The 25,462-nt window shown below is 58.3% G+C and carries 19 protein-coding genes; 10 read left to right on the top strand and 9 right to left on the bottom strand.

Annotation, left to right across the window (positions count from 1 at the left end; translation table 11 throughout):
* Nucleotides 1-765 (top strand): DUF8808 domain-containing protein (locus tag JQC81_RS27005; RefSeq protein WP_203274886.1); only part of this gene is annotated, 765 nt, incomplete at its 5' end.
* Nucleotides 766-926: 161 nt separating this feature from the next.
* Here JQC81_RS27005 and JQC81_RS33485 read toward each other — a convergent pair.
* The 3 genes from JQC81_RS33485 to JQC81_RS27020 all read right to left on the bottom strand — a co-directional run bounded on the left by JQC81_RS33485 (nucleotide 927) and on the right by JQC81_RS27020 (nucleotide 3,891).
* Complete coding sequence (locus JQC81_RS33485; RefSeq protein ID WP_246520688.1) at nucleotides 927-2,618, bottom strand: AAA family ATPase; 1,692 nt, start codon at nucleotides 2,616-2,618, stop codon at nucleotides 927-929.
* Nucleotides 2,615-3,532 (bottom strand): hypothetical protein, encoded by a 918-nt coding sequence (locus tag JQC81_RS27015; RefSeq protein WP_203274887.1) that lies wholly within the window; start codon nucleotides 3,530-3,532, stop codon nucleotides 2,615-2,617. Before JQC81_RS27015 ends, JQC81_RS33485 begins: the two co-directional genes overlap by 4 nt.
* 110 nt (nucleotides 3,533-3,642) lie before the next feature.
* A complete protein-coding gene (locus JQC81_RS27020; protein ID WP_203274888.1) occupies nucleotides 3,643-3,891 on the bottom strand; it encodes a hypothetical protein in 249 nt (82 codons plus the stop codon).
* 583 nt (nucleotides 3,892-4,474) lie between these two features.
* Here JQC81_RS27020 and JQC81_RS27025 point away from each other — a divergent pair.
* From JQC81_RS27025 to JQC81_RS27035, 3 genes are all read left to right on the top strand, one after another.
* Nucleotides 4,475-5,311 (top strand): DUF3987 domain-containing protein, encoded by an 837-nt coding sequence (locus tag JQC81_RS27025; RefSeq protein ID WP_203274889.1) that lies wholly within the window; start codon nucleotides 4,475-4,477, stop codon nucleotides 5,309-5,311.
* Nucleotides 5,312-5,357: 46 nt separating this feature from the next.
* A complete protein-coding gene (locus JQC81_RS27030) occupies nucleotides 5,358-6,731 on the top strand; it encodes a DGQHR domain-containing protein (RefSeq protein WP_203274890.1) in 1,374 nt (457 codons plus the stop codon).
* A 1,321-nt stretch (nucleotides 6,732-8,052) separates the two neighbouring features.
* A complete protein-coding gene (locus JQC81_RS27035; RefSeq protein ID WP_203274891.1) occupies nucleotides 8,053-9,192 on the top strand; it encodes a DNA adenine methylase in 1,140 nt (379 codons plus the stop codon).
* A gap of 482 nt (nucleotides 9,193-9,674) precedes the next feature.
* Here the strand turns inward: JQC81_RS27035 and JQC81_RS27040 are convergent, their stop codons facing one another.
* The gene (locus JQC81_RS27040; RefSeq protein WP_203274892.1) at nucleotides 9,675-11,405 is read right to left on the bottom strand and encodes a site-specific integrase; all 1,731 of its coding nucleotides are present in this window, start codon (nucleotides 11,403-11,405) and stop codon (nucleotides 9,675-9,677) included.
* A gap of 230 nt (nucleotides 11,406-11,635) precedes the next feature.
* Here JQC81_RS27040 and JQC81_RS27045 point away from each other — a divergent pair, with 230 nt between their 5' ends.
* The 4 genes from JQC81_RS27045 (at nucleotide 11,636) to JQC81_RS27060 (ending at nucleotide 15,115) form a co-directional block, all read left to right on the top strand.
* Entirely contained in the window at nucleotides 11,636-12,838 is a 1,203-nt protein-coding gene (locus JQC81_RS27045) for a tyrosine-type recombinase/integrase (RefSeq protein WP_203274893.1), read from the top strand.
* A gap of 12 nt (nucleotides 12,839-12,850) precedes the next feature.
* Nucleotides 12,851-13,831 carry a hypothetical protein gene (locus tag JQC81_RS27050; RefSeq protein WP_203274894.1) on the top strand — a complete coding sequence of 327 codons (981 nt, stop codon included), beginning with the start codon at nucleotides 12,851-12,853 and terminating at the stop codon, nucleotides 13,829-13,831.
* A gap of 105 nt (nucleotides 13,832-13,936) precedes the next feature.
* A complete protein-coding gene (locus JQC81_RS27055) occupies nucleotides 13,937-14,158 on the top strand; it encodes a helix-turn-helix transcriptional regulator (protein WP_203274895.1) in 222 nt (73 codons plus the stop codon).
* Between the two features lie 135 nt (nucleotides 14,159-14,293).
* Entirely contained in the window at nucleotides 14,294-15,115 is an 822-nt protein-coding gene (locus tag JQC81_RS27060; RefSeq protein WP_203274896.1) for a hypothetical protein, read from the top strand.
* A gap of 196 nt (nucleotides 15,116-15,311) precedes the next feature.
* Here the strand turns inward: JQC81_RS27060 and JQC81_RS27065 are convergent, their stop codons facing one another.
* The gene (locus tag JQC81_RS27065) at nucleotides 15,312-15,899 is read right to left on the bottom strand and encodes a hypothetical protein (RefSeq protein ID WP_203274897.1); all 588 of its coding nucleotides are present in this window, start codon (nucleotides 15,897-15,899) and stop codon (nucleotides 15,312-15,314) included.
* A gap of 823 nt (nucleotides 15,900-16,722) precedes the next feature.
* On the opposite strand from JQC81_RS27065, the gene JQC81_RS27070 reads away from it, so the two are divergent.
* Nucleotides 16,723-16,869 carry a hypothetical protein gene (locus tag JQC81_RS27070; RefSeq protein WP_203274898.1) on the top strand — a complete coding sequence of 49 codons (147 nt, stop codon included), beginning with the start codon at nucleotides 16,723-16,725 and terminating at the stop codon, nucleotides 16,867-16,869.
* A gap of 39 nt (nucleotides 16,870-16,908) precedes the next feature.
* On the opposite strand, the gene JQC81_RS27075 is transcribed toward JQC81_RS27070, so the two are convergent.
* From JQC81_RS27075 to JQC81_RS27090, 4 genes are all read right to left on the bottom strand, one after another.
* A complete protein-coding gene (locus tag JQC81_RS27075) occupies nucleotides 16,909-18,120 on the bottom strand; it encodes an acyltransferase family protein (RefSeq protein ID WP_203274899.1) in 1,212 nt (403 codons plus the stop codon).
* A gap of 1,307 nt (nucleotides 18,121-19,427) precedes the next feature.
* Nucleotides 19,428-20,702: a polyhydroxyalkanoate depolymerase gene (locus tag JQC81_RS27080; RefSeq protein ID WP_203274900.1), complete on the bottom strand. Its 1,275-nt coding sequence runs from the start codon at nucleotides 20,700-20,702 to the stop codon at nucleotides 19,428-19,430.
* A 272-nt stretch (nucleotides 20,703-20,974) separates the two neighbouring features.
* Nucleotides 20,975-22,141: an extracellular catalytic domain type 2 short-chain-length polyhydroxyalkanoate depolymerase gene (locus JQC81_RS27085; RefSeq protein WP_446685730.1), complete on the bottom strand. Its 1,167-nt coding sequence runs from the start codon at nucleotides 22,139-22,141 to the stop codon at nucleotides 20,975-20,977.
* A gap of 128 nt (nucleotides 22,142-22,269) precedes the next feature.
* The gene (locus JQC81_RS27090) at nucleotides 22,270-22,653 is read right to left on the bottom strand and encodes an alpha amylase C-terminal domain-containing protein (RefSeq protein WP_203274902.1); all 384 of its coding nucleotides are present in this window, start codon (nucleotides 22,651-22,653) and stop codon (nucleotides 22,270-22,272) included.
* 752 nt (nucleotides 22,654-23,405) lie between these two features.
* Here JQC81_RS27090 and JQC81_RS34005 point away from each other — a divergent pair.
* A complete protein-coding gene (locus JQC81_RS34005) occupies nucleotides 23,406-24,779 on the top strand; it encodes a M10 family metallopeptidase (RefSeq protein ID WP_203274903.1) in 1,374 nt (457 codons plus the stop codon).
* Nucleotides 24,780-25,462 lie beyond the last annotated feature (683 nt).

The following is a 25,462-nucleotide window of genomic DNA, read 5'->3' on the forward strand; positions in this document are numbered from 1 at the left end:
ACCTTTACCCGCTTTCCCAATTCGGACATGCCGGTGTTCGCTGCAGCTGCGACTGCTCCGCCGCGGCTTCGCGGCGAGCTGACGCTTGACGGTGAAGTCCTCAGGGCCTTCGGCACCCTGACGGTTCCCGGCCATGTCTGGCGTACGCTGCAGAGATTGGGAGCATGGGTGGAGCCGGTCCTTGTCGCCGAATGGGCGCGGCTCGTCCGAGCCTATGGTGAACGGATGAGTCAGCCTGTTGCTCTGGGAGAGGTCGAGGCGCAGCTCGCCTGGCTCGATCCTGCGCGGGACACCCTTCTGGCCCGCTCCGTCGCAAAACGCCTTCTGGACCGGGGACACACGATCACCTGTGTCTGGACAGGAGCTCGACTCGAGGCAGGCAGGAACAGACTCGACATTGATCATTGCCTGCCATGGTCGGCCTGGCCCTGTGGTGACCTGTGGAATCTGCTGCCGGCAAGCCCGCGTGTGAACCAGCATCTCAAGCGGGATCGTTTGCCGTCCGCGGCAGCCCTTGCCACAGCACGCGAAGAGATCGTGGGCTGGTGGGAGGTCGCCTGGCGGAGCGATCCGGCGCTTGGCTCCCGTTTCGAGCGCGAGGCCGTGGCTGCGCTCCCTGTGAATACCGGTTCATCGTCCGAGGACATATTTGCAGCCCTCGAGTGGCGGCGTCTGCGACTGCGCCAGGACCAACAGGTGCAGGAATGGAGTGGCGCGAGATCAGCAGGTATCGAAGCCGATTTGGTTCGGCAGAACCCGCTCTAGAATCGAATTGACGAGTTATCCGGGTCAATGATGCGGCTTCTGCTCCTGGCGCGGCACACCGGTCGGAGGGAGTGGCGAGGCAGAGCAAGCGGCGTGTCCGGACGCTGTGCGGGATCGCGGTGCCACGGATCCGCGGCACCGGCTTTGTATGTCTTTGATCGTCAGTGCTTCATCTCGAACTGGTCGCGGGCCCCCAGCACCACCTCAACGACTTGCCGCAAGCGGCGGACAGAGCCGCCGTCCCAATACCGGCGGACATCCGTGATTTCGGCGGCCGTCATCGGCGGCACGAAGCGCCCATCCAGTCCCTGCTCGCGGGCAATCGCGAGGCAGAGCGCCGGCAACAGCTCCTCTAGGTGCTCGGCTGCGGGCTCCGGCATCTGTAACACCAGCATCCGGTCGAGCAGTGGTGTCGGGGTAGCGTCAACGGCATTGGCCGTCGCCACGTAGACGGCATGCGAGAGATCACATTCGACTTGCAGGGCGCTGTCCATAAAGCGCCGGCTGGTCTCGCCCTCCAGCAGGCCGAGGAGGGTGTCCCAGAGCCGACCCTGATCCTGCCGCGTCTGGGACTTCTCGATCTCGTCGATGAAGATGATCGGATTGGCATGGCCGTGCCGCGCGATGGCGGCCAGTACATGGCTGGGCTCGGACGAACTCCAGCGCCGCTCGAGCCCGCCGACCGCGCCGCCAGTATCCCGCGGGGCATCGATCCGCCACAGGCCGAGGCCGAGAAGCTCGCCGAGCCGACGCGCGAGCCGGCTCTTACCGGTGCCGGGCGGCCCGAGCAGCAGAATGGGCGGCAGCCGGACATAGGGCTGGGACGCCAGGGGCCGCAGGATGCGATCGATGAGCGCCTGGGCGTAAGGGTACTCCTGCAGCAGGGCAGCCCGTACAGCCCTGAGGTCAGGTGTTCTGATAAGGGGCACAGGAACACCAATGATCTTTTCTACGCTGCGGGCAATCTCGCGCATTCGCCCGTCCAGGCGGAACTTCGGGCAGACGAGGACATGGCCCTCAGGAAGGGCCGGGTCCTCGACAGCCTTGAGCGGGGAGGGGGAGTTCTCCGCTTTGCGGCGCTCCTGCCGCTCGGCGGCCTCACGCTCGGCCGACACCCGCGCCCTTTCGACCTGGGTCGCATGACGGGCGACCGGCCGCAGGAGCTCCCGACCCAGGGGCAGGGCTGCGCTCGCCAGGAGTTCCCGCTCGTGCCGGTGCGGCACCAGCCCGACCGCGAGAGCGCTTAGGCCGACGGCGAGCGCCCGCGTGTCCTGCCGCAGTTCGTCGTAGGCTTGGCTGAGATCGCGCCACCACGCCTGCCGGACAGCATCTGCATCCGCCGGGAGGGCAAGGCCTGACAGGTCGAAATCTTCGTCGATTTCGGCATACGGCGAGGCGGCCTCAGAGATGGAGACCTTGGCCTCGTCCGGCTCGAGGCAGCGCAGGCTCAGAGCGAGGCTCTCGACGGTGTGCAGGACGCTCCAGGCCGAGGCAGCGAGCTTGGACGCTGCAGCCTGATCCTCGGTCAGGTAGCTCAGTGCGCGGACGAGATGGCCGAGTTCTGCGGCGGCAGGACTGTCCTCAGCGGCTGCGAAGCCCCCCAGCTCTGACAGCAGGGCCGCGGTGGCCTCCCGGAGTGGTGGCTCGATGTACGTGCGCGCCGCTTTCCAGCTCGTGGCCCAAGCCGTGGCGGCCGGAGCAAGCTCCGACGCCAGGGCGGCAATCGCCTGCATGGTGTCATCGACCAACCGTGATTGCGGCAGGTGACGCTCGAGGGTCAGGCGCACCAGACGCGGACAGCGCGCGAGCAGCACGCTGCGGGTGGCGTGGCTCGGAAAGGTCCACCGGCTCATCGAGCTGCCTCCACACGCCAGGAGGGGAACAGAAGAACATTGTTCCGGGCAGCTGGTCTGGACGGGGCGAGCGTGGTGCTGTCCTTCATCCATGCGTCCGTGCGGCCCCCGCGATAGCCCAGGACCAACAGGAAGGCCGCCGAGAGGGTTCGGCACTGGACCCGTCGGGTCAGGCGCCACAGCGAGGGATCCTCCACCGCCTCGAGCGCACCCCAGGCCCAGAGTTCCTCGCGCAGGACCGAGGCCGTAACTGAAGCGGTGGCGACCACCCGGCGACGAATGAGGCTGTCGGGAAGCAGAACGAAGCCGTCCTCTACCAGTTCAACGGAAGCGGTAAGCCGCCCCCGGCGCAGGGTCAGGACCTGACCGAGGGGTGTGGCTGAGGAGCGCGGCTCCTCCAGGTAGAATGGGGGCAGGAGCTGCGGAGCCAGCCAGGAACAATGAGGGTGCAGCCAACCCAGCGCCTTGGTCCAGAAGGCTTGCAGAGCCTTGTAGCCGTCGTCGCCGAGGCTCGCCCCGAAGGCATCCTTGTCGTTGGCTGGCTCGGCACGCCCACTGGCAATGACTTGGTTCCAGCCGAAACGCTCGAGGGCCCGGGCTTCATCGGGTGACAAAGGGCTGCCGGCGCGAGTGATGACAATGATGCGGCCCGACGGGGCGAGAGCCGCCGGACGATAACTGCGAAGCCGGACAGGAGCGGGCCGGTGGGTCTCGCCACTATATACGATGGGTGCCCCAGAGAGGCTGGCGGACTCGACATAGTAGGCTGCGCCCGTCGTCCTGTTGAGGCAATCGCAGGCTAGCAGCGCGCAGTAGTGCTCCATCGGTGCGATAACGATGAGCGGGTCGCCGGGACGGCCTTCGATTACGGTCAAGCCACCGATACGGATTTCAGTCGGTTGATAAGCGGACATAGTTTGTCCTCCAGCGCTCACGCGAGGCGTGGTGCTCTGATGAAAAGGGCAAAAGGGGAGGGGGCGGGATGCCTGCAGCATCCCGCCAGTTGGTCAGGGTTCAGGGGGGCTCAGGGGCGCCAGATCCTGACGTTGCTGTCGAAGGGCGCGTGGAAGTCCACTGCCAGCAACCCGGTCTCGACCAGGGCAAGGACGGCCGTGATCGGGCGGGGATGATGCGGCAGCGCGGTAATCAGATCGCCCAGTTCCGCAACAACGGCCTCATCAACCGCCGTGAGGATCGTGACCTGGTCCTCGGGCGAGACGAAGGGATGCTCCACCAGTCCCGGGTGCGGGCGCGTGCCAGGCACATGTGCCACGCCTGTGCTGGTATCTGAATTGCGGTAACGATGATCGTGCGTGAGCGCAGCAGGCCCCTCAGGGCGGTTGCATACAGGCGCAAAAGCGCTAATGACGGAGTTAACCATCTTGAAGCTCCTATCCACTTAGGAGGTGACGGGTGGCCAGGCTGCTGGCACCGCTGCAACGGTGCTGGCGGCCGCTCTCTGCAAAGAGCAAACCGCCGACTTGGCCAGCCGAACCCGTATTGAATCCGGCCCGTACGAGGCTGCTCTAGATTGTGGGCGGTTGGCAAGCAAAACCTGAAAACATGGTTAATAAATGCTTAATCGAGCCAGCGGCTGACGCGGTACGGATAAGGCATCTTGCGATCAGCTTACGTCAGGGGTGAGTAATTCCGAGCGTCGTTTCCCCTGGCTGCCTGTGTTCCATTCACCATCGGAGCTAAGGTCCGATGACAGAAGCGCTTTTCCGATTTTTTCTACAAAAAAACTTTTGACACGAATCCGAATTGCACTGACGCTTTTTCATGCCGGCTTCAAGACGTCTTTTCAGGGTGCGGGGGGATCCTCCCGCACCTCTCTCTGCTCTTGAGGTAAGACCATGAACGATACGACTGAGCCGCCTGTGCTGGCGGCGACCAATACGACTGAAATCCAGCCCGTTTCATCGGGCCGCTCGGCATTTCCGGGTGCTCCAGTGCGCCCCTCGGCGTCTGTTGCCGCTATCGCCGCCTCGACGGCCAAGGCCCCCGCTCCGTCTTCGGATCCAGACAGGGGAGTGGTGATCGCGTCCCTTAACAATCAGCCGATGGCGACCCAGGGAGCGGGAGACCTGCGCGAGGCCACCGTTGAGGATATCCGGTCAGGCAACGTCGGTTCGGAGCGCGAGCGGGACGAGAAGGATATCGACATCCTTTTCCAGATGCTGAGCCGCCCCGAGGCGCCGGAATCGTCTTTTGCCGTTCCACCAGAGGGAGAGGTTCTGACGCAACCGGCTATCGACCAGTGCGCTGAGGCGATGATCTCTCGTATTGAGATGGCGGAGGAGCCGAGTTGGGAAACTCCGGACGAGTCTCTGCTGGCGGATGCCGGTGTACCCGAACCGCCGGTTCCATCGCTCTTTAGTGATGCGATCCAGAGCGAGATTCAGTTGATCGCGGATCAGTACAGCGCCCCGATCGCATATGTTCTTGCCTCTTTCCTTGCCGCGGCAGCGGCCTGTCTTGGCAACAGGATGTGGTTCGCGGCGGGTGCTGCCTGGCGCGAGGTCTGTGTCGTCTGGTCGATCCTGGTCGGTCCTTCGGGATCCCGCAAGAGCAGCGTGTCGCGCCCCTATGCCGAATATCTGCTGCAGTTCGAGCGTCAGGAGGCTCTCGAATGGCAGCAGAGGCAAAGGAAGACCACTCATGAAAACCTGATGGCTGGATCAATGGAATAGCTACGATTTCAACCCCGCAGCATATCGGCGTCAGCCGGACAGTCACTTGTACACGTTTTCAATGCGTGCAGCCGAATTGCGCCAGCTGTGCGATGTATATAAGCGCACGAGAGAAGGGACTGATGCGGAGGGCATTCAGCGTGTCCGTGACGTAACGCGTACCGGTCGCATACAGCGCTATGTGCAATATGGCTACCCATATGGAGATCTTAAGCCGCCACAGCGAACCCCCGAAACACTGCCGCTGCGGAAGCCGGGGTGGTTGCCAACTGCAATTGTTGTAAACATTCTCACCCCAGACGACGTGCGTAGAGGGAAGAAGGTTAGCCAAGAGCATCTCATCGGGGTGGAGCACGAAGATGAGGCGCGTTGCAATCTAATTCTACCTCCGCTCGATGCTCTGAAAGCTGCTCCACTTGCTCCCCTTGAGGTTATCGATGGTCAGCATCGCCTCTGGGCGTTCGATGCAGATGGCGAAGAGCCAATTCCGGATGACTTTGAGTTGCCCGTTGTTGCATTCCATGGCCTCGACATTGCATGGCAGGCTTATCTATTCTGGTCAATTAACGTCTCGCCCAAACGCATCAATCCAAGCCATGCTTTCGACCTCTATCCACTTCTTAGAACTCAAGATTGGTTAGATCGTGTTGGCGAGCTAACTGTATATCGTGAAGCGCGGGCGCAGGAGCTTACTGAACTCATGTTCGGTCACCCCAAGAGCCCATGGGTAGGCCGCATCAATATGCTCGGTGAGCGGGGTGCAGGCGGGGTGAGCCAGGCGGCCTGGGTCCGAGCATTGCTTACAACTTTCCTCGGTACAGGGCGAGGACAAGGTCGGACCGGTCTATTTCAAGCAAATCTCTCAGAGGATGGAGAGCCTTTGGAGTGGAGCCGCGCCCAACAAGCAGCTTTCCTCATACAAATATGGCTCGATATCCAGCAAGCCGCTGAAGCCTTATCTAAGTATTGGTGGATCCGACAGTATGGAGATCCGAAAAAGGCCTTCTTAGACAAAACCTCTATGCTTAACCAGGATATGGGAGTTCGCGCTGTTCTTGCGGTGGTTAATGATATTTTCTTCCAGTCGGCAGAGCGCTGGCAGCTCGAAAGTTGGTTGATGCCTGCTCAGATCGAGGCCAGCACATCTCTTAGTGACGTGGATGCTGCATTAGAGAGCTTGGCTAACGCTAAATTCCGCCAACGTATGCAGGAGTTGGCAGAGGGCTTGGTCGGATTTGATTGGCGCTCTCTTGAGGGGCCAGGTGTCAAAGGGGATCAGGAAGTTGAAGTTCGCAAACGGTCATACCGAGGAAGTGGCGGATACACTGCTCTGACTGAAGATGTTCTGCGCAGCATTGCCGAAGCGGATAATGAGGTAGGTCGGACTGCAGCCGAGTTGCTTAACGCTGGGGTATCATAGTGCCGGCTGCATTCTCTAATGCGACACTGCGGCTAGCGGACCGCGGCCATCCCCTTGCGGCCTTGTCAGGTTTTTCTGGCAAGACAGTAGTGAACTGGCTTGGTGCGCAGCACCCGGCTAGTAATGGGCAACTCCCGATGAACTGGCGGGCGGTGCAAAGAATACCTGACGCACGGCTAGTCGAAGCAGTCGCTGCATCTGCACCTAACCATTGCATTGATGGTTGGAGTTTTGCCTCCCGCTCTCTTTCTGCGCTATTAGCAGGAGATCTCCACACCGCTAGACACCTTGCCTACTATGCGCAACTGCGATCCAGTCTTAGCATACTCGCAAACCTTGGAGTGGGGATCTTCAATAGAATTAACTTCGTGATAGATGCTCAGGGCGCAATTCACCGCCTTGACCCAATACATGGCGGCCGGGCCACAGATCCTGGTTTAGGAACTCACGAAATTGTTTGGATTGCTTTGAAGGAATGGGCTGCAGATCCCACAATGGCACACCTCTTTCTCGATCTGGTTCGGGTTCGAGGCTCTACTCTGCGCGAGTGTCTTGAAGCTATATGGCCTGGGCTCTCGATCCCGGCTGTTGCAAGCACTCTAATCAACGGGTGGGGGCTCGATCTTAGGCGGGGAAAGGATGAGCATAAATTTCGGAATATCTCCAGTTATGCTCCTCAGGCGTTGAACCCGATCAGCACGCCGGCTAAAGACATCCTTGAATTCGTAGATGGGCTTTGGCGTCTCCTCGAACCATCAGTCGGATCTAGTTTTGACAAGCTTGATCGTATTCTCCTTCGTTCTCTATTATGGCAGCATCATAAGCTCATCACTGGCAATACACAGTATAGCACCGGGGCAATCGCGCAACGATACGATGAGCTTCCGGCTGGTGTCAGAACTATAGCAAGTAAGAGCTTCTTGGTTGGACAATCCGAGCCAGGTGAGCCCGATTTACTGAGGCGCGCACGTTCAACAGCTTCGCCTGCGAGTGCGCTTGAAATGCTTGCTCGTTCGGTTCTTTTGCTGAGAGCAGCAACCGCATTCACACACACATCCTTTATCGAGGCAGGTGTGAGCGCCGTAGCCGGACACTTACGACCTTGGCTTGATGAGATCGCTCAAGCTCGTGGCTTCTGGTCGCCAACAGCACCATTAGGTGATCCCACCGACCTCTGGTCCGACGTACAACTCGCCCTCGATGATTTAACGTCTTCCATGCAACCGCCGCCTGCGTACCTAAGCGATTGGATGGAGCGTCCTTCAAAAGGCCTTCCAATTATCTACGAGGCAGAGCGAGTAGGAGTTTGGAGCTTGGGTGCATGAAGTACATGGGTTCCAAGCGTTCGATGCTAACGAATGGCCTGGGTGAGGCTCTCGCTGCTGAACTACAAAACGCAAGGAGATTTGCAGACCTATTTACGGGTTCAGGCGCCGTAGCTTGGCACGTGGCAACCCGTTGGCATGCACCTGTCGTGGCGACCGATCTTCAACAGTATGCAGTCAGTTTAGCAGATGCTGTAGTCGCACGAGATGTTCCTGTAAACAGCGAGGAGGTCCTCCAAACCTGGATCGAGAGCGCCGGATCTTTGGTTCGAGCTTCCTCTCAGTATCATGATGCTAAACGCTTGCAGAAAGCACTCGCCGCAACTGAGGACATTGAGGCAATAGCTAAGGAGGCGCGTTTAATCTCAGCAGAAAAGACGTGCGGTCCCACACAACGCGCGTATGGCGGCTATTATTTCAGCCCCTTGCAGGCACTCTGGATAGATGCCCTACGTACGAGCTTGCCAAAGAAACAGGCCGAACGCGCTGTTGCATTGGCAGCGCTCATACAAGCGTCAAGCCGGATTGCTGCCTCACCAGGACATACTGCGCAGCCATTTAAGCCAAACAACACAGCAGGCCCGTTTTTGATCGAGAGTTGGAGCAAAAACGTCCTTGACGCGATCTGGCTAAGTTTCAGTGAAATTGGACAGCAGTCTGCCTTGCGTAAGGGCATTGCTGCCAGAATGGACGCTGAGGAAATGGCAGGTAATCTGGCCGAGGGGGATCTCGCCTTTATTGATCCGCCTTATTCTGCCGTGCACTATAGTCGCTTCTATCACGTCCTGGAGACCGTTGCTCGTGGTCATCACATCGAGGTGTCAGGGACTGGGCGTTATCCATCTCGCGAATTAAGGCCCGAGTCCGACTTTAGCATCAAAACGCGAGCAGCCGATGCTCTGCGCAGACTTCTCGCAAAACTTAGTGATGTTGGAGCTCGCGCAATTGTAACATTCCCTGTGGAGCAATGTTCGAATGGTCTGAGCGGGGGGGATGTGGCGGAAATCGCTGATCAGTACTTTGTGCTTGAGCGGAAAGTTGTGAGCAGTCGGTTTTCAACTCTCGGCGGCAATTTGGTAAACAGAGCTGCCCGACAAAACGGAAAAGAATTGATCCTTATTTTAGATCCAAAGTAAACGGGTTAAATCAGACCTTAAATCGCTTCCGAGCTTATTTGCGCATCCACATGCAAAGTATGATCGTACTTCCCAGTCAGTGTCCCTGAGCCTCTGCACCTTTGGTAAACCAGGAGGGCATTTGAAACTGGGTTCAAACCTGCTCCATCAGCCGCTTTACTTGGACCGCGCTCCAAACCCCGCCCCGCGCTGTCGGAATGCGATGGATGTTGAGAGCAGCCGCTATCTCGCGCAAGGATACAGCTCCGGAGGCCTGCACCTCGGCCAAGATAGGGGCAAGATCGGAGGCCTACCGCTTGGCCTTACTTTGGCGCACGGCAGCGGCATGGCCGAGGTCACCGTCCGGGGTATCTCCAAGGCCAACGGCTGTTGAACGGACCGGACCGGATATTTTTGCGGACCGGGCAGCCGAGAGGGGAAAAGTGACCAAGGGTTCCTGCGCGGTATAGCTACTGTACTCTATTCCACTATCCACCAGTAGGTCAGCTCTTAATCCGCTTCGGCCGGCCTCGTGTCGGGTGGTTTGTCGCCATGGTATCGAAATCAAGCCCGCGGAATACGGTAAAGTCGATCTCGGCGGGCAGGGGAGCATTCGCGATCTCGTGCAACTCGCTCCGGCGCAGCGACCCGCCGTAGCCCTCGTGCACATCGAGCAGCTCGTGTCCGACCTGGAGGCGCGTCGTGCGCGGGTCGATCTTGAGATCCCGGTCGAAGTTGATCTTCGCGGTCCGCAGCGAATGAAACGTCTCGAGCAGGGCCGGATTGGCGCCAGCGGCCCGGAACAGCCGCCCCATGCGCTTCTGAGCCGTGTCCGCCGGATTAACGACGCCCTCGTGCAGGGACGCGAAGATGAAGCCGTCGCGCCGGCGGGCCCAGTCGATGAAGCCGATCTCGGCGAGCAGGTTGTGGAGCACGAAGACGCTCAGGCTCTCCTGCGTCTTGTACGGCACGATGCGGACTGCGCCGTCGACGGTGACCACGTTCGGCGGAATGGCGATCCAGACCCCGTGATACTGCCTGATGTCCTCGCCGCGCAGGAAAGACAGCAGGCCGATGCGCCGGCCGGTGACGAAGCCGGTGAGCGGAAGCATCGCCTTCGTGAGCTCGCCGCTCGCCACGCCCATGGCGAAGATCCGGTTCAGGAGTTCGTAGTCCGGCGCCATCCGCTGGCGCTTGGGCGGCGAGATCTTGGGATAGACGAGCCGGATGTCGTCGAGCTGGAATGGGACCTTCGCCTGCCGGCATCCGGCCCGGATGATCGTCTTGACCTTGCCGACATAATTGTTCTTGAGCGTAGCCCTGCTGATCGGCTTGCGGGCGAGGTCCCGGTTGCCGGCGATGATCTCCCGGATCCGCGCCAGGTCGTAATCGTCGTCCTTGGAGGCGTTCGCGGGCATGAACGCGACCTGGTCGATGAATTGCTGGAGGTCCTCCTCGCCATAGAGATTGACCGGCTTGTCCTCCATGAGCGCGAGGAACACCTCCGTGCGGTGGCGGAGATAGTTGAGCTCGTCGTAGCCCTCACCGTGTGCGCTGCGGAGCTTGTCCTGGTACGCGCGGCTTGCCTCGCTGAAGAGGGGAGCCGGGTTCACCGTCCGGGATGCCATGCCCTGCACCTGGGCCTGAAGCGCCGCCTGCGTGGCCAGGATCTCCTCGAGCACGCCCGCAACGCGGTCGTCCACCGCTGGGGCCGGCTGCAGCGGTGGAAGGTCAAGATGCGCCCGGGCCGCGCCTTCATCCGTGATCAGCCGCAGGTAATGGCGCTCGAGCGCCGGCGCATCCGCCGACACGAGGGCGCTCGTCCCGGAGATCCGGTCGGCGGCGAGGTCGAGTAGCCCGGTGAGGCCGGCCCCGGCCATCTGCATGGCCATCGCCGGCGAGGACACCGGCAGGCTCCCGTCGGCGATCTGCCCGACGCCGTCGAGGCCGCGCAAGACGGGCAGGATCGCGGTGAGATGGTCGCGAACCGCCCGCCCCACGTCATTATGCTGTTTCATGCCCGGCTCGCCCCCTTCGATGGCCTTTCGCTGCAGCCGTCCGAAGGCGAGGTGGGCTGCGCAGGCGAGCTGCGTCGCCAACCGCTTCGCCTCGCGAATCCGGACCTGTCCCAGGGTCACCCGGATCGGTGCATAAGACAAACCCGGGTCGAGGGTTTTGGGGATTCGGATCTGGAAGACGAAGCCCGCCTGGGTGCGCGTGAGGTGGTCCGGCATGTGTACAATCCCGTGTACATGCGGGCCGGCGGCATTGAAAAACCTGGGATTTTCGGCGGGTCAGAAAATGGCGGAGGGAGCGTCCGCCCATGTGAGGTCCACTAGCATCCTATACCATCCAAAAAGCGTTGTATCACAAAAGGGTAATCGGCTGAGGTAGTCCCAATCCGTCCGTTGAGATCCGCCACCATCCCGCACACAATGAGGGCGAGAATGTGGGATGGCAAAGTATGAAGCCACGTGGGCGTCACCCAGAAAAAAGCCTGACAGCCGTGCAGGTCAGGTCCCTTTCCAGGCCGGGCCGATATGCCGACGGCAATGGACTTTATCTCGTTGTTGAACCTTCCGGGGCCAAGCGGTGGGTGCTTCGGACCATCGTGCGGGGGAAGCGTCGGGACATGGGCCTGGGTGGGCTGAGCCTGGTAACCTTAGCCGAAGCACGGGAAAAGGCCCTTACTTACCGGAAACTGGCGCGGGAGGGCGGGGATCCCCTTGCTGAGCGCCGGAAGGCCCAAACGGTGCTGCCGACATTTGCCGAGGCTGCCGAGCGCGTTCATGCCGAGCATCAAGCCAGTTGGAAGAACGGTAAGCATGCCCAGCAATGGATTAACACCATACAGCAGTATGCCCTTCCGGTAATTGGCCAGCGGCGGGTGGATCAGATCGACACCCCTGACGTTCTGAAGGTATTGTCCCCTATTTGGCTCACCAAGCCAGAAACGGCACGGCGGGTGCGGCAGCGAATTGGCACGGTGTTGGATTGGGCCAAGGCGGCAGGGTTCCGGGCCGGGGACAACCCAGTCGTGGGGGTCGCCAAGGGCCTGCCGAAACAAGGTGACCGTGACGATCACCACGCGGCCCTTCCTTACGCGCAAGTGCCCGAATTTGTGAGCAGGCTGCGTGCCTCCGACAGCAGCGAGCTGGTGCGACTGGCGTTCGAGTTTTTGATCCTGACAGCCTGCCGCACGAGCGAGGTGCTTGGGGCGCGGTGGGAAGAAGTCGATCTGGCCGAGAGGGTCTGGGTTGTGCCTACCGAGCGCATGAAAACGGGCCGCCAGCACCGTGTGCCCTTATCCGAACGCGCCGTTGAAATTCTGATGCGAGCAAAGGAGACTGGTGGTGGCAGCGACTACCTGTTTCCGGGGCGTGGCGGCACCAAACCGCTCTCGAACATGGTCTTCCTGATGGCACTCCGTCGAATGCAGCTTGATATTACGGCACACGGGTTCCGCTCCTCGTTCCGGGATTGGGCCGCCGAACAGACAAGCTTCCCACGGGAGGTGTGCGAAATGGCCTTGGCGCATGTAATCGAGAACCGAGTGGAAGCTGCCTATCGACGTGGTGATCTGTTTGAAAAGCGGCGTGACCTGATGGAACAGTGGTCCGAATTTGCTCGGGCTAACTCAGACATTAAGACTGGTTCGGCATTGTGAGAGGGCTTGGACATGGAACTGCGTCCCGACAGAAAGCCTAAGCCACCTTCCCAAGAGGAGAAGCTGGAGTTTCTCATAGATCGAATGTTTCCGGAAATTCTATTTGAGGACCTAAAGGAGATTGAAAGAGACGTCGGGAAAGATCTCGCCTTCGACAAAGCTGTCAAGCGTTTGATAGAAGAAGACGAAGATAGCCTGACGTCTTGGGCAGCCCGAACGACGTTAGATGATTTCCAGAAAGCCTTTACTCGCTTGAGTGAACTTCGTCGCATGTCAGACCATGATGTGGACTTGCTCTACAAAGAGCAGAAGGAACAGGACCGACAAGAGCAGAGAGCAAAGGCTGCGGCTGAGGATCCGCAGCGATTCTTCAACAAACCAGATGCCCAAGCAAATTTTGATCACTGGGGGCGAATGGAGTACTGGACTGTGGATGAGGCTACCGCCCTTTGCCTCGGTAAGGACCCAAGGCAGGTGAATTGGGCCTCGATCAGAACCTTGCTGGATGTATCCCCTTTCGCAGCTCGCTACCGAGACATTCGGGTCCTGATCAAGCGTGCGGCAGAGATCGGCGAGATTGGTGACCAGGACCGGGTGTACCCTGAACGTTTTCTGATATGGACAGAAAAGCGGGCTTTGGACGTGCCTGTTGAACTCAAAGCCGTTCAGTCAAACCGGGCAGATAAGAGAAAGCACGACGAGGGTACTGAGTCGAAACCTGAGGATGAGGAAATCAACGGAAGGGAACGCAATAGCCTCCACTTTCTGGTGTTAGGAATGGCGATCCGGAACTACGACTTTGATCCAGACTACGACCCGAAATCAGACCCAGATTGCGAAAGTGGGGCGTTCTCAGCCATCGAATACGATCTCGGCAAAGCTGGCCTGAAGCTCACAGTTAAGCCTATCCGGCGACACCTCGTGAATGCTGTCGCGAATGCGAAAAGGCTAGGGCACAAGCCAAGAAAGTCGAAAGCGCCTCCCGCATCCTGACTTGAGGTTTGGGGAGTTCTATGACGCTAGGTATATCCCCGTCCCGCACGCCAACTCCCTACTAATCTGGGTCAAGGTGGCTCTGTCAAAACGACGGAGGCACTTATGCGCAATCCTTCTCATCTGCCAGAAACCGGCTTCGTCCGGCTCCCTTCCATCATTGCTCCTCATGGCTGCATTCCAGTTAGTCGGTCGAGCTGGTGGGCTGGTGTCGCCGCAGGTCGTTTCCCCAAGCCAGTTAAACTCGGACCCCGCACAGTGGCTTGGACTGCCGAAAGTATCCGTGAGCTGATCGAGCGGCTCAAGCAATCAGCTGACTTTGACTAGCCTTCAACCTCAACGCGGGGTCTCTCGGAAGAGCGAATCTATTGCTGCTCTCCGAGAGGCCCAATCACTTTCAAATCCAGCACCATTCTCGCGTAACGCGATAATCATCCTGGGTAGCAATCAAAGGAAACAACTATGAGTAAAGACAGCGACCTTTTACAAATTGCGAAGAAAGACCCACTAACAGCCGCGAGGCTTTGCCAGAATGAGGTCACCATGTATGAGAAGGGTGTCCGAGAACGACTCCATTACTTCATCGCGGTAGGTTATGCCATTGGGCACACGCTCGCACGAGATTACAAAGAATGGCAGGTGTTTAAGAACAGCTCCTTCTGGGGATTTCGGAAAAAACGGCTCAAAAACAAGGATCAGCAGCACGCCCATCTGCACGCGATGGTGTTTGTGTTCTCGGCAACAACCAGCCAACTGTACGACCGGGCCTGGAAGTACGCGGTCGCCGTGGAGCCATTTTGGGAGAAAGGCGCAAAGCCACAGGAGGTCCTCAACGCCTTGAGAAAGGTAGGGGTGGAAGAACTCCTCAAGCAGTCGCTAGAAATCCGAGCGCAACGCAAGAAGGAGCGACAGGAAAAGTGGGGCGATCATATCGACACTTACCTCGCTGACCTGTTTGAGAAGCCGGTCTCGCCAGCCGAGGGGATGGGGGATAACGCAGAAAGCGACACCGCTTCGGTAAACAACACCGAAGAGGATCCGCCAAAACGTCCTCGTTCCAAGGCACATACCGGAGATCAAACCGTGGTGGATGGATCAGGAGAGGAGAAGAGCTCAGCCGAGCAACGGAAAAAGGCGAAGCTCCTCCGGCTGACAGCTTCCCGCGCGGTCCGGAAGCAGGTGAGGGGGCTGGCCGCCGGGGAAAAGGCCCGGCTGACCATCAAGCGGGTTGAGGGGCAGCCTGGAAAGGTTCGGGTTGTGTCGTTCAAGAAGATCGCTAGCTAGCAACCGCAAAGGCGGCCTCCGTCAAACTACGACGGGGGCCGTTCGTATCCGCCGCACCCAGAGGCGAGCACGGCACCACACCAAGGGTCTGGCCCATCGCTCATCCTCGATCAAAAACTTGATGCTGCGTGCCTGTTCGTGAACATTTGCTTTCCTGATGGATCGCGGTGCGCTGCCGAAGCCGCAAGGCGACCGCTCACTCTTCTCCGTCCCGTACTCCAGTTACCCGTTGTTTATCCTTAACCTCGCTCAAGGTTCTTGGAAGGATCAGCAGACTGTCAAAGGTAGCCGATCGGCGAGGTATGGCCTTGAACCCGTACCCGACCACCCGTTTAGGCGTGCGGGTGATCGGCGTCGCAGTAATGCTCCGTAGTGCCCCTCCTGCCTTCACATAAAAGTCTTGATAATTATGAAAGTGCTGATCGAGGCTGGTTCTGAGGCGGGAGACCGGATGGTGAAGACCCGTCCCTTGTAGGTGGTATCCATCGTTGAGGGTAACATCCTGCAAACTCATCTTAGTGCGCTTGGGAACAGGCAAATCGGGACAAATAATCCAGCGGGGAAGCAACTCCTTATTCTTCTCGTGAGTGGGATCGCGGACAACTCTGGTGATCAAGGTCGCATACACTCTCTCAACCTCTCTCTCCATCTGCCTCAACAATCCATCTCTGTTTCCTCTGAGTTGATTGAACATGAAGGTGAGAAAGTATCCATTCCATCCTTGTCTGATGTAGCTTTCAACGTAATCTCCATAAGCATCAATCATCAGGTGGTTTTGATCCATTCTGGCAAACCTTTCACATATACGCAGCTGTTTTTCTGCATATGGTTCAGGGATAAGGCAGAACCGGACACCCAACGGCCCATCCAGATGGGGCCTGCGAACTGCGACCTGAAATTAGTTTACCCAATGCAATTTTGAGCCCTGTTTCGGGCTCCAGCCAGCGACTTTCGGGGCATCTGGCCAGTCACTGGCGCAGAATTGGTCAAGAATTTCGGGATCGGGCCTGGATCACGGCACCAGAAAGAGTGGTTTCAACATCGGGAGCCGATCTACGGTCCTCAACGGCGGCTGCTGATGGCCATGGCAGGCACCCTGACCAACCGGACCTCTGCGCCGCATCAGGGGTGGGTCTAGCTGTACTCCGGGAAGCCAAGCGGCTGGCGCGGGAACGAGGCTATCGGGGTCGTGCCCGCACCGGCAAAAGCGTACGGGCTGAAGGCACGGTGTCGCGCAACTCGGTAAGACAAAGGCCGGTCCAAGCTCCTACGACACCCGCAATTTGACGGAGTGCCGTCCTTCGTCCGCTCCCGGATTATCTCCAGAAGAAGTGTCGGAACAATCTGCTGCTCACAAGTTCGCACTCGATCATGGCAGAAGCAGTAGGCTCGTGAACGGCGCATTTGGCGCGCCTGCAGACTCTCCCATGCGGTCAAACCTCACTCGGTAAAATACTGGTGCTGACAGCCAGCAATCGCTGATGGAGACATCCCATGCGCGAGGCAGCCGAAGCTGACAAAGTTTACATTGATGGAAGACCGTATTTTGGTCACGAGGGGCGAATTGGACCTGCTACTTCACAACCTACGCTGCCCTGTACCCATTCTTGCGAGATCTTCTCGACCAGAAGAAGCCCACGGGGCAGTACGACAGCAAGAAGGTCAAGTCCGCCGAATCCTTCCTGAAAAGCTTCCCCGCGTGGGACAAGACGGCCCCGGACAATGCTGTCGGTGAGCGGCAGATCAATCTATAATCTGGACCGCCGCGTTCCACTCGACACGGTTGTAGGCATTTATCTCGTAGCCAATTTCACAGCCCTTAAATGAACATCCACACGCCTTAGTGTTCCGCCGATCATTTTGTGCATGTGGCGCTCGAGGCGGGTCGCAAACCAGTAGCTGACGGCAACGCAGACGGCGGTTGCGGCTACAGCGGCGCCCCAGCGGTCAAGGCCAGCCTCATATAGGCGCCCGAGAACCCATGCACCGGCGATATTGTGAACGAGATAGAGCGGGTATGTGACCAAGCCTAAGGCACGCGCCCTCCGGCGCACGCGCTCAGAAGCGATATTGCGCTTCTCGTAGGCCAGCGACAGGGCGCACGCGGCGCAGCAGAGAAGCCAGATGAGAGCGGGAACGAGCAGATTCTGATCCAGTTCTGTGACGGCCACTGAGCGGCTTGCCTTTGCCACGATAGCTCCGAACGAGCACAGGCCCGTGAGGGCGAGATAGGCCGAGCGCTCTACCGTGAGGCCCCGGGTGAACACCTCGTAAGCAAACATTCCAAGCAGAAAAAACGATCCCGTCGTCAGCAGCATATGCCGGAAGATAAAGGTGTCACGAAGGCCATAGTTGATGATGCTGTCTAAAGGCCCCAGGTCGGCCAAGTACCTGGTGATCGCCACCAGAACCCAGAACAGCGCGATGACCTGGGCTGCGATGCGGGTGAACAGAAACAACCTCGTGATCTGGTTGGTGACAAGAACGGCGAAGATGGCCGCATAGAACACCAGCTCGACCGTCAGGGTCCAGATCACGCCGTCAATCCAGGGGCCATTGGGGAGGAGCACCAGCGCCTTTGCCCAGCGGTAGAACGCCTCGCCGGGCCTGAGCAGTCCCTCCCCCAGCACCACGATGAGCGACAGCGTCGAGAAAACCAATAGCGCCGGAAGAAGCCGGGCCGCTCGCTCGATTGCGAAGTCGGTGGCGGACTTGCCAACTGCAGACATGGTGATCACGAAGCCTGAGATCACGAAGAAGAGCTCGGCGCCTACCCAGCTCCACCATGTGAACGGGGTGATGTCAGAGTAGGTTACCTCCGCCCCGACCGCATCCCTGACCCCGCCCCAACCGGCTGGTTCTGCCCATGAAAGAAAGAAATAATGGTAGCCAATCACGAGCAACGCAGCAAAGAAGCGCAGGACATCCAGACCGATCACCGTTGGGCGCACCGAGTCTATAGCTGCTGAATGCTTCTCCGGGACGAACAATTGAGGTTTCTTCACTGCAACCTCCCGTTATTCTGGCCAATCTCTGTTCCGCTCATGCCAAAGTTTTCTTGGAATGGGGCCAGATCGTGCAACTGCATCAGGCTGCTGGACGCCTTCGAATGTACTCGCCCTGATTGCCGTCTCACTTCGTAGGGATACAAGAGTATCGGTATATGTAGTTTCTTGTGCAGGGCACTATCAGGACCTTCAATGATCCTATCAATATTGTCTACATATTGTGCCTGGCTATTCGATTTTATCTATGACTATATACTTTGTCGCGGTATTAAATCATTATAGAAAATACATTTGACCTAGGCTTCCCAATGTAAATTGACTATTACTCCTAAATATATCCAGGATTGAAATGGAATTTGCTTTAGAAAGCGCCGCTTAGACGATCCTCATGGCTTACTTAGCTTCCGTTAGACAAACCTCGTTTACAACATGCTAATTTAGGTCATAGGTGCTACCTACAGTGAAGTATAACTTTCGTAACTTTGATCTTCCATAGATCTAATTTCTCCTGCAGAAAGATTAGTCACCTATAACGCTCGAATATTAGGATAATTAATTCTGAGACTTTGTACTTAAACGAAAGTATTAGGCTCAGAAGTTAGCTTTCATCAGAAAAGATCCTCATTTGAATACATAAATTATTATTCTAGGTTTATTTAGCTATTCCTCCCCAAAAATATTCGACCTGGCTGTTGGCAAGCCATATAAGGGCAGCCTCAACAGGGTCACTAAAGCACGCCTCAGAGCCTGTTTGAGAATGTCGCACGGGGTCGGATTGGGGTAGTGTTGGGCTTACTGAGCTGGATGTAGCCAAGATCATTCGCACTTGGGTGCCCACCTCGCGCTTCCTGCGCCAACAGGGGAAGCCAAGCTGAGGCCCCACGCGGCTCCTGGCGCGTTGTTCCAGAGGGTTGCTGTGGGGTATTTCTATGAACCGCCATGGTTTCACGTCCCTGGTCGTTCTCTTGATGGTGGCTGTTGGGCTGAGCGTCCCTGGGGTGCTGATTGCTGTCCTGCTGGGGCTTGCTTGGGAATAACAGAACCCGCTCAGCCGACATATTGCCCAGAGGTCTCAGTCATCGATACCTCCTTGTCTAAATTACCGATTATCGTCCCAGTGAACCTCAAGCGCCAGAGCGGAGTTATCTCCACGGCAGTGAAGCCTGGAGAGTACGGTGAGGCTTCAGCCTGGATTTCACGCGCTCCCCTCGACAATAGCCGAGCACGTCACGGAGATATTGGTACGCCTTGTAACGGCGGCGCTACCCCACTGATCTGACCGACGAGGAGGTGGAGCGGATCAGCTAACCGCCGCTCCGCCCCCGCGCCTTTAGGGCAGACCTCGTCGGGTTGGAGAAAGCGCACCTCGACGATCTTGGCGGATGAGGCGGCCCGTCTGCCGCGTGCCTTCGCATGAAGGTCTTGATGCGTGGGGTAATCTCCGTCCGAAACCGAGTGCCGTTGAAGACGCCATAGTGCCCAACACCAGCTTGCAGATGGTGCTCCTTCTTCTCCGCCGACAAGTTTGGCGTGAGGTCGAGCGCCGCAACCGTCTGACCACGTCCGGTGATGTCGTCCTTCTCCCCCTCGATGGTCATGAGCGCGCAACGGCGCATCTCCCGCAGATCCACGCGCCTGCCCCGGTGCCGCATCAGCCCCCTTGGCAGCAGATGGTCAATGAACACCGTCTCCAGCGTCTGGAGGTAATACTCAGCCGTGAGGTCCATGACAGCCAGGTACTCGTTATAGAACTCGCGGTGCTTGTCCGCCGCGTCGCCATCGCCCTCGGCCAGATGCTTGAACATTTGCCAATGGGCCGAGACATGGCGATTCGGGTTCATGGCCACGAAGCCCCCGAGTTGCATGAAGCCTGGATAGACCAACCGTCCCCGGCCCCGGTATCGCTCCGGCACTGGGTGGATGCAGTGACGCTTGAACCAAGGGATATCCCGTGTCTGAGCGAAGCTGTTGACAGCGGTTGGCGTCTGCCGGGTATCGACAGGCCCGCCCAGGAGCGTGACTGAACAAGGCACCTGTGAATGCTCTTCAGCCTCCATCAGGGCAATCGCCGCCAGCACGGGGACGGCGGGTTGGCACACTGCCATCACGTGCAGCTCTGGTCCGAGCGCCTCGAACATGGCGATGCAGTAATCCACGTAAGTTGAGAGGTCGAACTGGCCCTCCGACAGAGGCACCTGCTTGGCGTCACTCCAGTCGGTGATGAACACCTGATGGCTGTCGAGGAACGCCGCCACCGTGCCGCGCAGCAGTGTGGCGTAGTGGCCTGACATCGGAGCGACAATCAACACTTTGGGCTTGTTCGACGGCGGACCGAAGGCGATTACCCGACAGAAGGGCTGCTGCCACACCACTCGTTCCGTAGAAGGAAGATCGAAGGCCGGTTTGGGGTAGGGACAGGTTGTTCGCGCGAACAACTCACAGGAAGCGGCAAAGGCGCGACCGCCAGGAGTGTAGGTCATCGGGTTGAACGTGTTCGTGCAGGTGAGCCGCATGAGGTCAGCGGCCATGTGCGCGGGGGTGAGCACCAACTGGGACGCTTCATGCAACAGGTACAACATGCGACCGATCCTCCCGGTCTGTCTGCGTCCTACGTCGTTCCGAGCCTGATGGTCTTTTCTCCACCCTGAATAACTCTGCGCTGGGTCGGCTCAGTCTTCAACAAACATAACGGAGCAACACTTAAGATCGCCTGGACGGGCGGAGGCGCTCCCGTCCCACAAGGGGTCTATGGCTCTGTCGCCCGAGTGGTTGATTCCGAGGTTTGATGGTGCACTCGCAAGAAGCTTGGTTGAGATCAGAACGCCGTCTGCGTCGCTGAATGGGCCATCTCCTAAGGCCCAAGCAGGCGATCTACCATAGCCTTGACGGCGCGCATCTGCTTGCCGCTTTGGCCATAATAGCCTAGGCCGCTGTAGCCCCAGAAGTCCCAGCACCCGTTGGGGTTGGCGAGAAGGTTCGCCGGATTACCGGGGATGAGCGGATCGGCAAACCAGGGCTTCGCCTGAGGATACAGAACAATGAGGTGATTGGTGGCGGCCCAGCGGTTGTACCCAGCGTCTCGAATAAAGTCATCGTACACCGCCTCCACGTTCTGCCTGCAGCCGTGGAACGCGACATGCAGGCGACACACCTCAGTCAGGCAATGAGAGGGAACATAGACGTAGCCGACGGAACTCAGGCTCGTCCGGGGCTGGGCTGCGTCGAAGAATGCCGTCTGGTCAAATGCGAGGAGGGACCCCGCATCATGCGGGTTCTCAGCCGCCTCCTGAACGCTGCCAGGATAGAGATGCCGCAGCATGTGCCCAGCCGCCTCGTACTCGCACCGGATGACGAACGGCGTCTTGTGCTCGCCACAGGAGACATGAGGAAGGGCGACGTTTCGCAGGTCACTGATGGGGATGCCGTGACTGGCTTGAACCTGATCTTGTTCAGGCGCAAACCAGACAAGCTTGTCACGGGCAATGCCGATCCTCTGGTACAATCCGCGCAGGGCCTCCATCGAGCTGATAGGGACAATGCGGTCACCGTTGCCGCGAAACAGCCACACCCGGTCATCCCGCAGGTCGTCCAAGCTGTCGATGAGGCTCTCAGCCTCAGCATTTTGCAGCATCGTGACCGATGCTTCGACCGTCGGCGTGAACGGCAATGCACCGAGGTAATGGGTGCAAACGTAAAGCGCGGCAGCGGCTGCCGGTGGGAGTGGGACAGGCAGAAACGCGAACTGCTCCGCACATCCATATGGTCCACCAGCAATCACTCCAGCACCATTGACAAGCCCCGAGTGGGCCAAGTGAAACTGGTGCGCAAAGAACCCGCCGGATGACAACCCTGAGACGGTGATCTGACGCGAGTCGATCTTGTAGGTTTTGAGCGCCTCGGTGGTAGAGCTAGGGGGAGGCTGAGGCACCTCGTCATGGCTCGCTAGACTTGCGGCAGGCCAGAAAAGGAGAGTGAGAACGACAAATCCAACTGTGTGAATAAGGCTGCGTCTGATCATGTCTACCTGCCTCCTGTGGGCGGCTCATCCAGCCTGGCGACGCTTACCGGACCGGCATTGTCCCGCAGGGTAAACTACGAGGTAAGTGCCAACGCAGCTTGCCAAACCAGCCGCCTTCGTCACAACCCTCATGCCTCCTGCGTCAGGATGAGAGCACTGTACGGGCCGATCCCGATGTTGCCGCGAAACCGCAAGCGATCATAGTCGCCTGGATCGGCTACAGTGTCGTAACCCAGATGGTTCCCGAAGTCGGAGCTATAGCCTGACCAGTCGCTGTTGAACTGTACCTGCCACCGTCCTCCTGTTGGGAAGCCGATGGTGTAGCTGTCGTACGCACGGTTCCCGAGATTGAGCACGACGACAACGTCATCACCAGGCCCGCCGCGAACCCAACGGTGAAACGCAATCACCTTATCGGCATGGTTCTCGTGGAACACGTTGACGTGGTGACCGGTCAGGCCACGGGTCGCACCACCGTGATTGCGTCGAAGCCGGATCAGGTCCTGGTACATCCGGAAGATCCCTGCGAACTGCTCCTTCTTGCTCCAGTCCAGCGGATCCGTATCACGGAACCACTCATCTCCAGAAACTCCTGACCTTGGAAGAGCATCGGGATGCCGGGAGACGTCAACACCAGGACGGCACCAAGGGTCGAACGCTTGCGTGCAAACCAGCCGCCGGGGTCACTGGGCGCGATGTCATGCGGGAGCCGTGCCCGACCGTTCGCCACCTCATCATGGGACTCGGTATAAATGACACGAGTGAATGCGTTCCCATCATAACGCCCCAAAATGGCTTCGCGGAGTGCGCCGATGTCCCGCTCGTCATCCCGCTCCGTGATTAAAGCCTTGCGGACGGAATGAACGAAATTGGCAGCCCACTGGGCATCGAAGCCTGCTCCACCCGCATCAGGGTCGCGCGTCAGCCAAGGATTGTCCTGCAGGTCCTCGGCAATAGAAATCTTCCCGGGCCAGCGAGCCTTGATATCGCGGTTGACCTCTTGATATCGCGGTTGACCTATTGCATGAGCCCCCAGCCATCCGAAAGGCTCTGACCAGGATCGTGCTCATTGCCGTAGACAGTCCGGATGTACAGGGTCATGTCGCAACGCAGCCCATTGGCGTGGTGCTCCGGGAGTACACCGTCTTTCCCTTATGACAAGGCAGCGCATTCAGGCACTATGCCTTTCAAACACGATGCTTGTGTACCCCTCCAGAACTCAGCGTACCTGTGCTAGACGAGGCTAAAGCTTGGGAGTTCGGCCATGACGGGGACTCTCGCTGTTGATGAGACGACTGTTCAGGATATAGACGGCCTTCTCTGGTACACGAAGTGGGGGACGCCCAGTCTCACTTATAGCTTCCCAACCAATGCCTCATATTACGAAGGAGCAGGGGAGGCTCAGAACAACTTCGAGGCTTTTAGCGATGCTCAAATCGCTGCTGTGCAGGATATCCTCGACGGGATCGCCTCAGCCACAAACCTGAGTTTCACGGAAATAGCCGAAACCGCCGCCATTCACGCCACTCTTCGCTTGGCCCTGTCCGACACCCCACCCGGCGCATGGGCGTATCTTCCGGAGATTGGAGAAGCCGCTGGCGATTCTTGGTACAACAACTCCGGCGGAGCTTTTGATCATCCAGCCCGTGGCAACTACGCATATTATTCGATCATGCACGAGATTGGGCATAGTCTCGGTCTCAAACACGGGCATGATCCCAGCGTGTTTGGGCCGATGACCACCGCCCGCGACTCGATGGAATACTCCATTATGACCTATCGGTCGTATGTCGGAGCAGACGGGGCGTATGTCTATAATGAACCGTCTGGCTATGCCCAGACCCTGATGTTGTACGACATTGCCGCCCTGCAGCACCTGTACGGGGCTGATTTTTCGACCAACAGCGGCAACACCACCTACCGTTGGGATTCTCTGACAGGGCAAGCCTTTGTTGATGGCGTCGGCCAAGGCATTCCTGAAAACAACCGCGTTTTCATGACACTGTGGGACGGAGGCGGCAACGACACCTATGACTTCTCAGACTATGCTGACAACCTCACTGTCGATATGCGTCCTGGCAAGTGGGTGACAACATCACCTACTCAACTGGCCGATCTCGGCCACGGCCACTATGCACGCGGCAATATTGCAAATGCATTGTTGTACAAGGCAGACACGCGCTCTCTGATAGAGAACGCCAGAGGGGGATCAGGCGATGACAAGCTTATAGGAAACCAGGGTGCCAATCGCCTCTCAGGTTCGAGTGGTGATGATACGCTTACAGGCGGTCTCGGCAATGATGTTTTCGTCAGCGGCCCCGGGAGGGATAGGTTCGTATTTAACACGTTACCAGACGAGGTTGCTAACCTGGATCGTATTGTCGATTTCAATGTTAAGGATGACACGATCCGCTTAGACAACGCGGTGTTCACGGCAGTGGGCAAGACTGGCAGACTCAGCAGCACTGCATTTTGGAATGAGGCAGCGGCTCACGATAAGTCGGACCGGATTCTTTATGACAAAGGTTCCGGGTCGCTCTACTATGACCCAGACGGCATCGGTCAGGCGGCACAGGTTGAGTTTGCACATCTCGCACGCGGACTGAAGTTGCACACATCTGATTTTTACGTGGTGTGACAGGCATTCTAGAACGATACAATAGTGGCTTCAGGCAAGCTCCTACTCAGGTACGGAAGATTGTTCCTGGAACAGAGCGCATTGCTTCTGAAGGTCGAGACATGACCATTCTTGGTGTCCTCATGACAATGATCCAACTGTGCCTCTCATACGAGAGTGCCTGCCGTGTCCTATCCCAGGCCGATCTTGTTGATTGCTCCCACGGATCAGAGCTGAAGCGCGCCCGAGACGATGGGCGCTTTTCTTTTTATGCTGGCCTGGCAAGCGGTGACCTCGTGAGAGCCATTCGCAGGAATTAACTGATCGGCTGAGGCTGCCCGTCTCACAGGCTGGGACGGGACACGGCTGTGTTGCTATTTCCACCTGGCGAATAGGCAAGAAGACCCAAGCACTGACGGCCACCGTCAAGTTGCAACAGGCGCTTGCAAAGCAGATCGAGGATTGGAGCAGTTGGCGGTTCGATCCTGCTGGTTTCGATGGCTCTCTTCCTCCACTCCTTACTTCTCAGTGATACCCTGTATCAACCAGTGCCATGGAGAAGTGCGGCTGTTGGTGCGGATACATCCGAGAGAGCTCATCAACCTGTAGCCTCTAAATTTGCAGGTACGAAGTAGAACGGAACCATCCCCACTCAACCTTGTTAGCAAATAAGATATACGTGCCGAAAGCTACAATCAGGAGCT

Source organism: Microvirga arabica, from assembly GCF_016811235.1.
Taxonomy (GTDB): Bacteria; Pseudomonadota; Alphaproteobacteria; order Rhizobiales; family Beijerinckiaceae; genus Microvirga; species Microvirga arabica.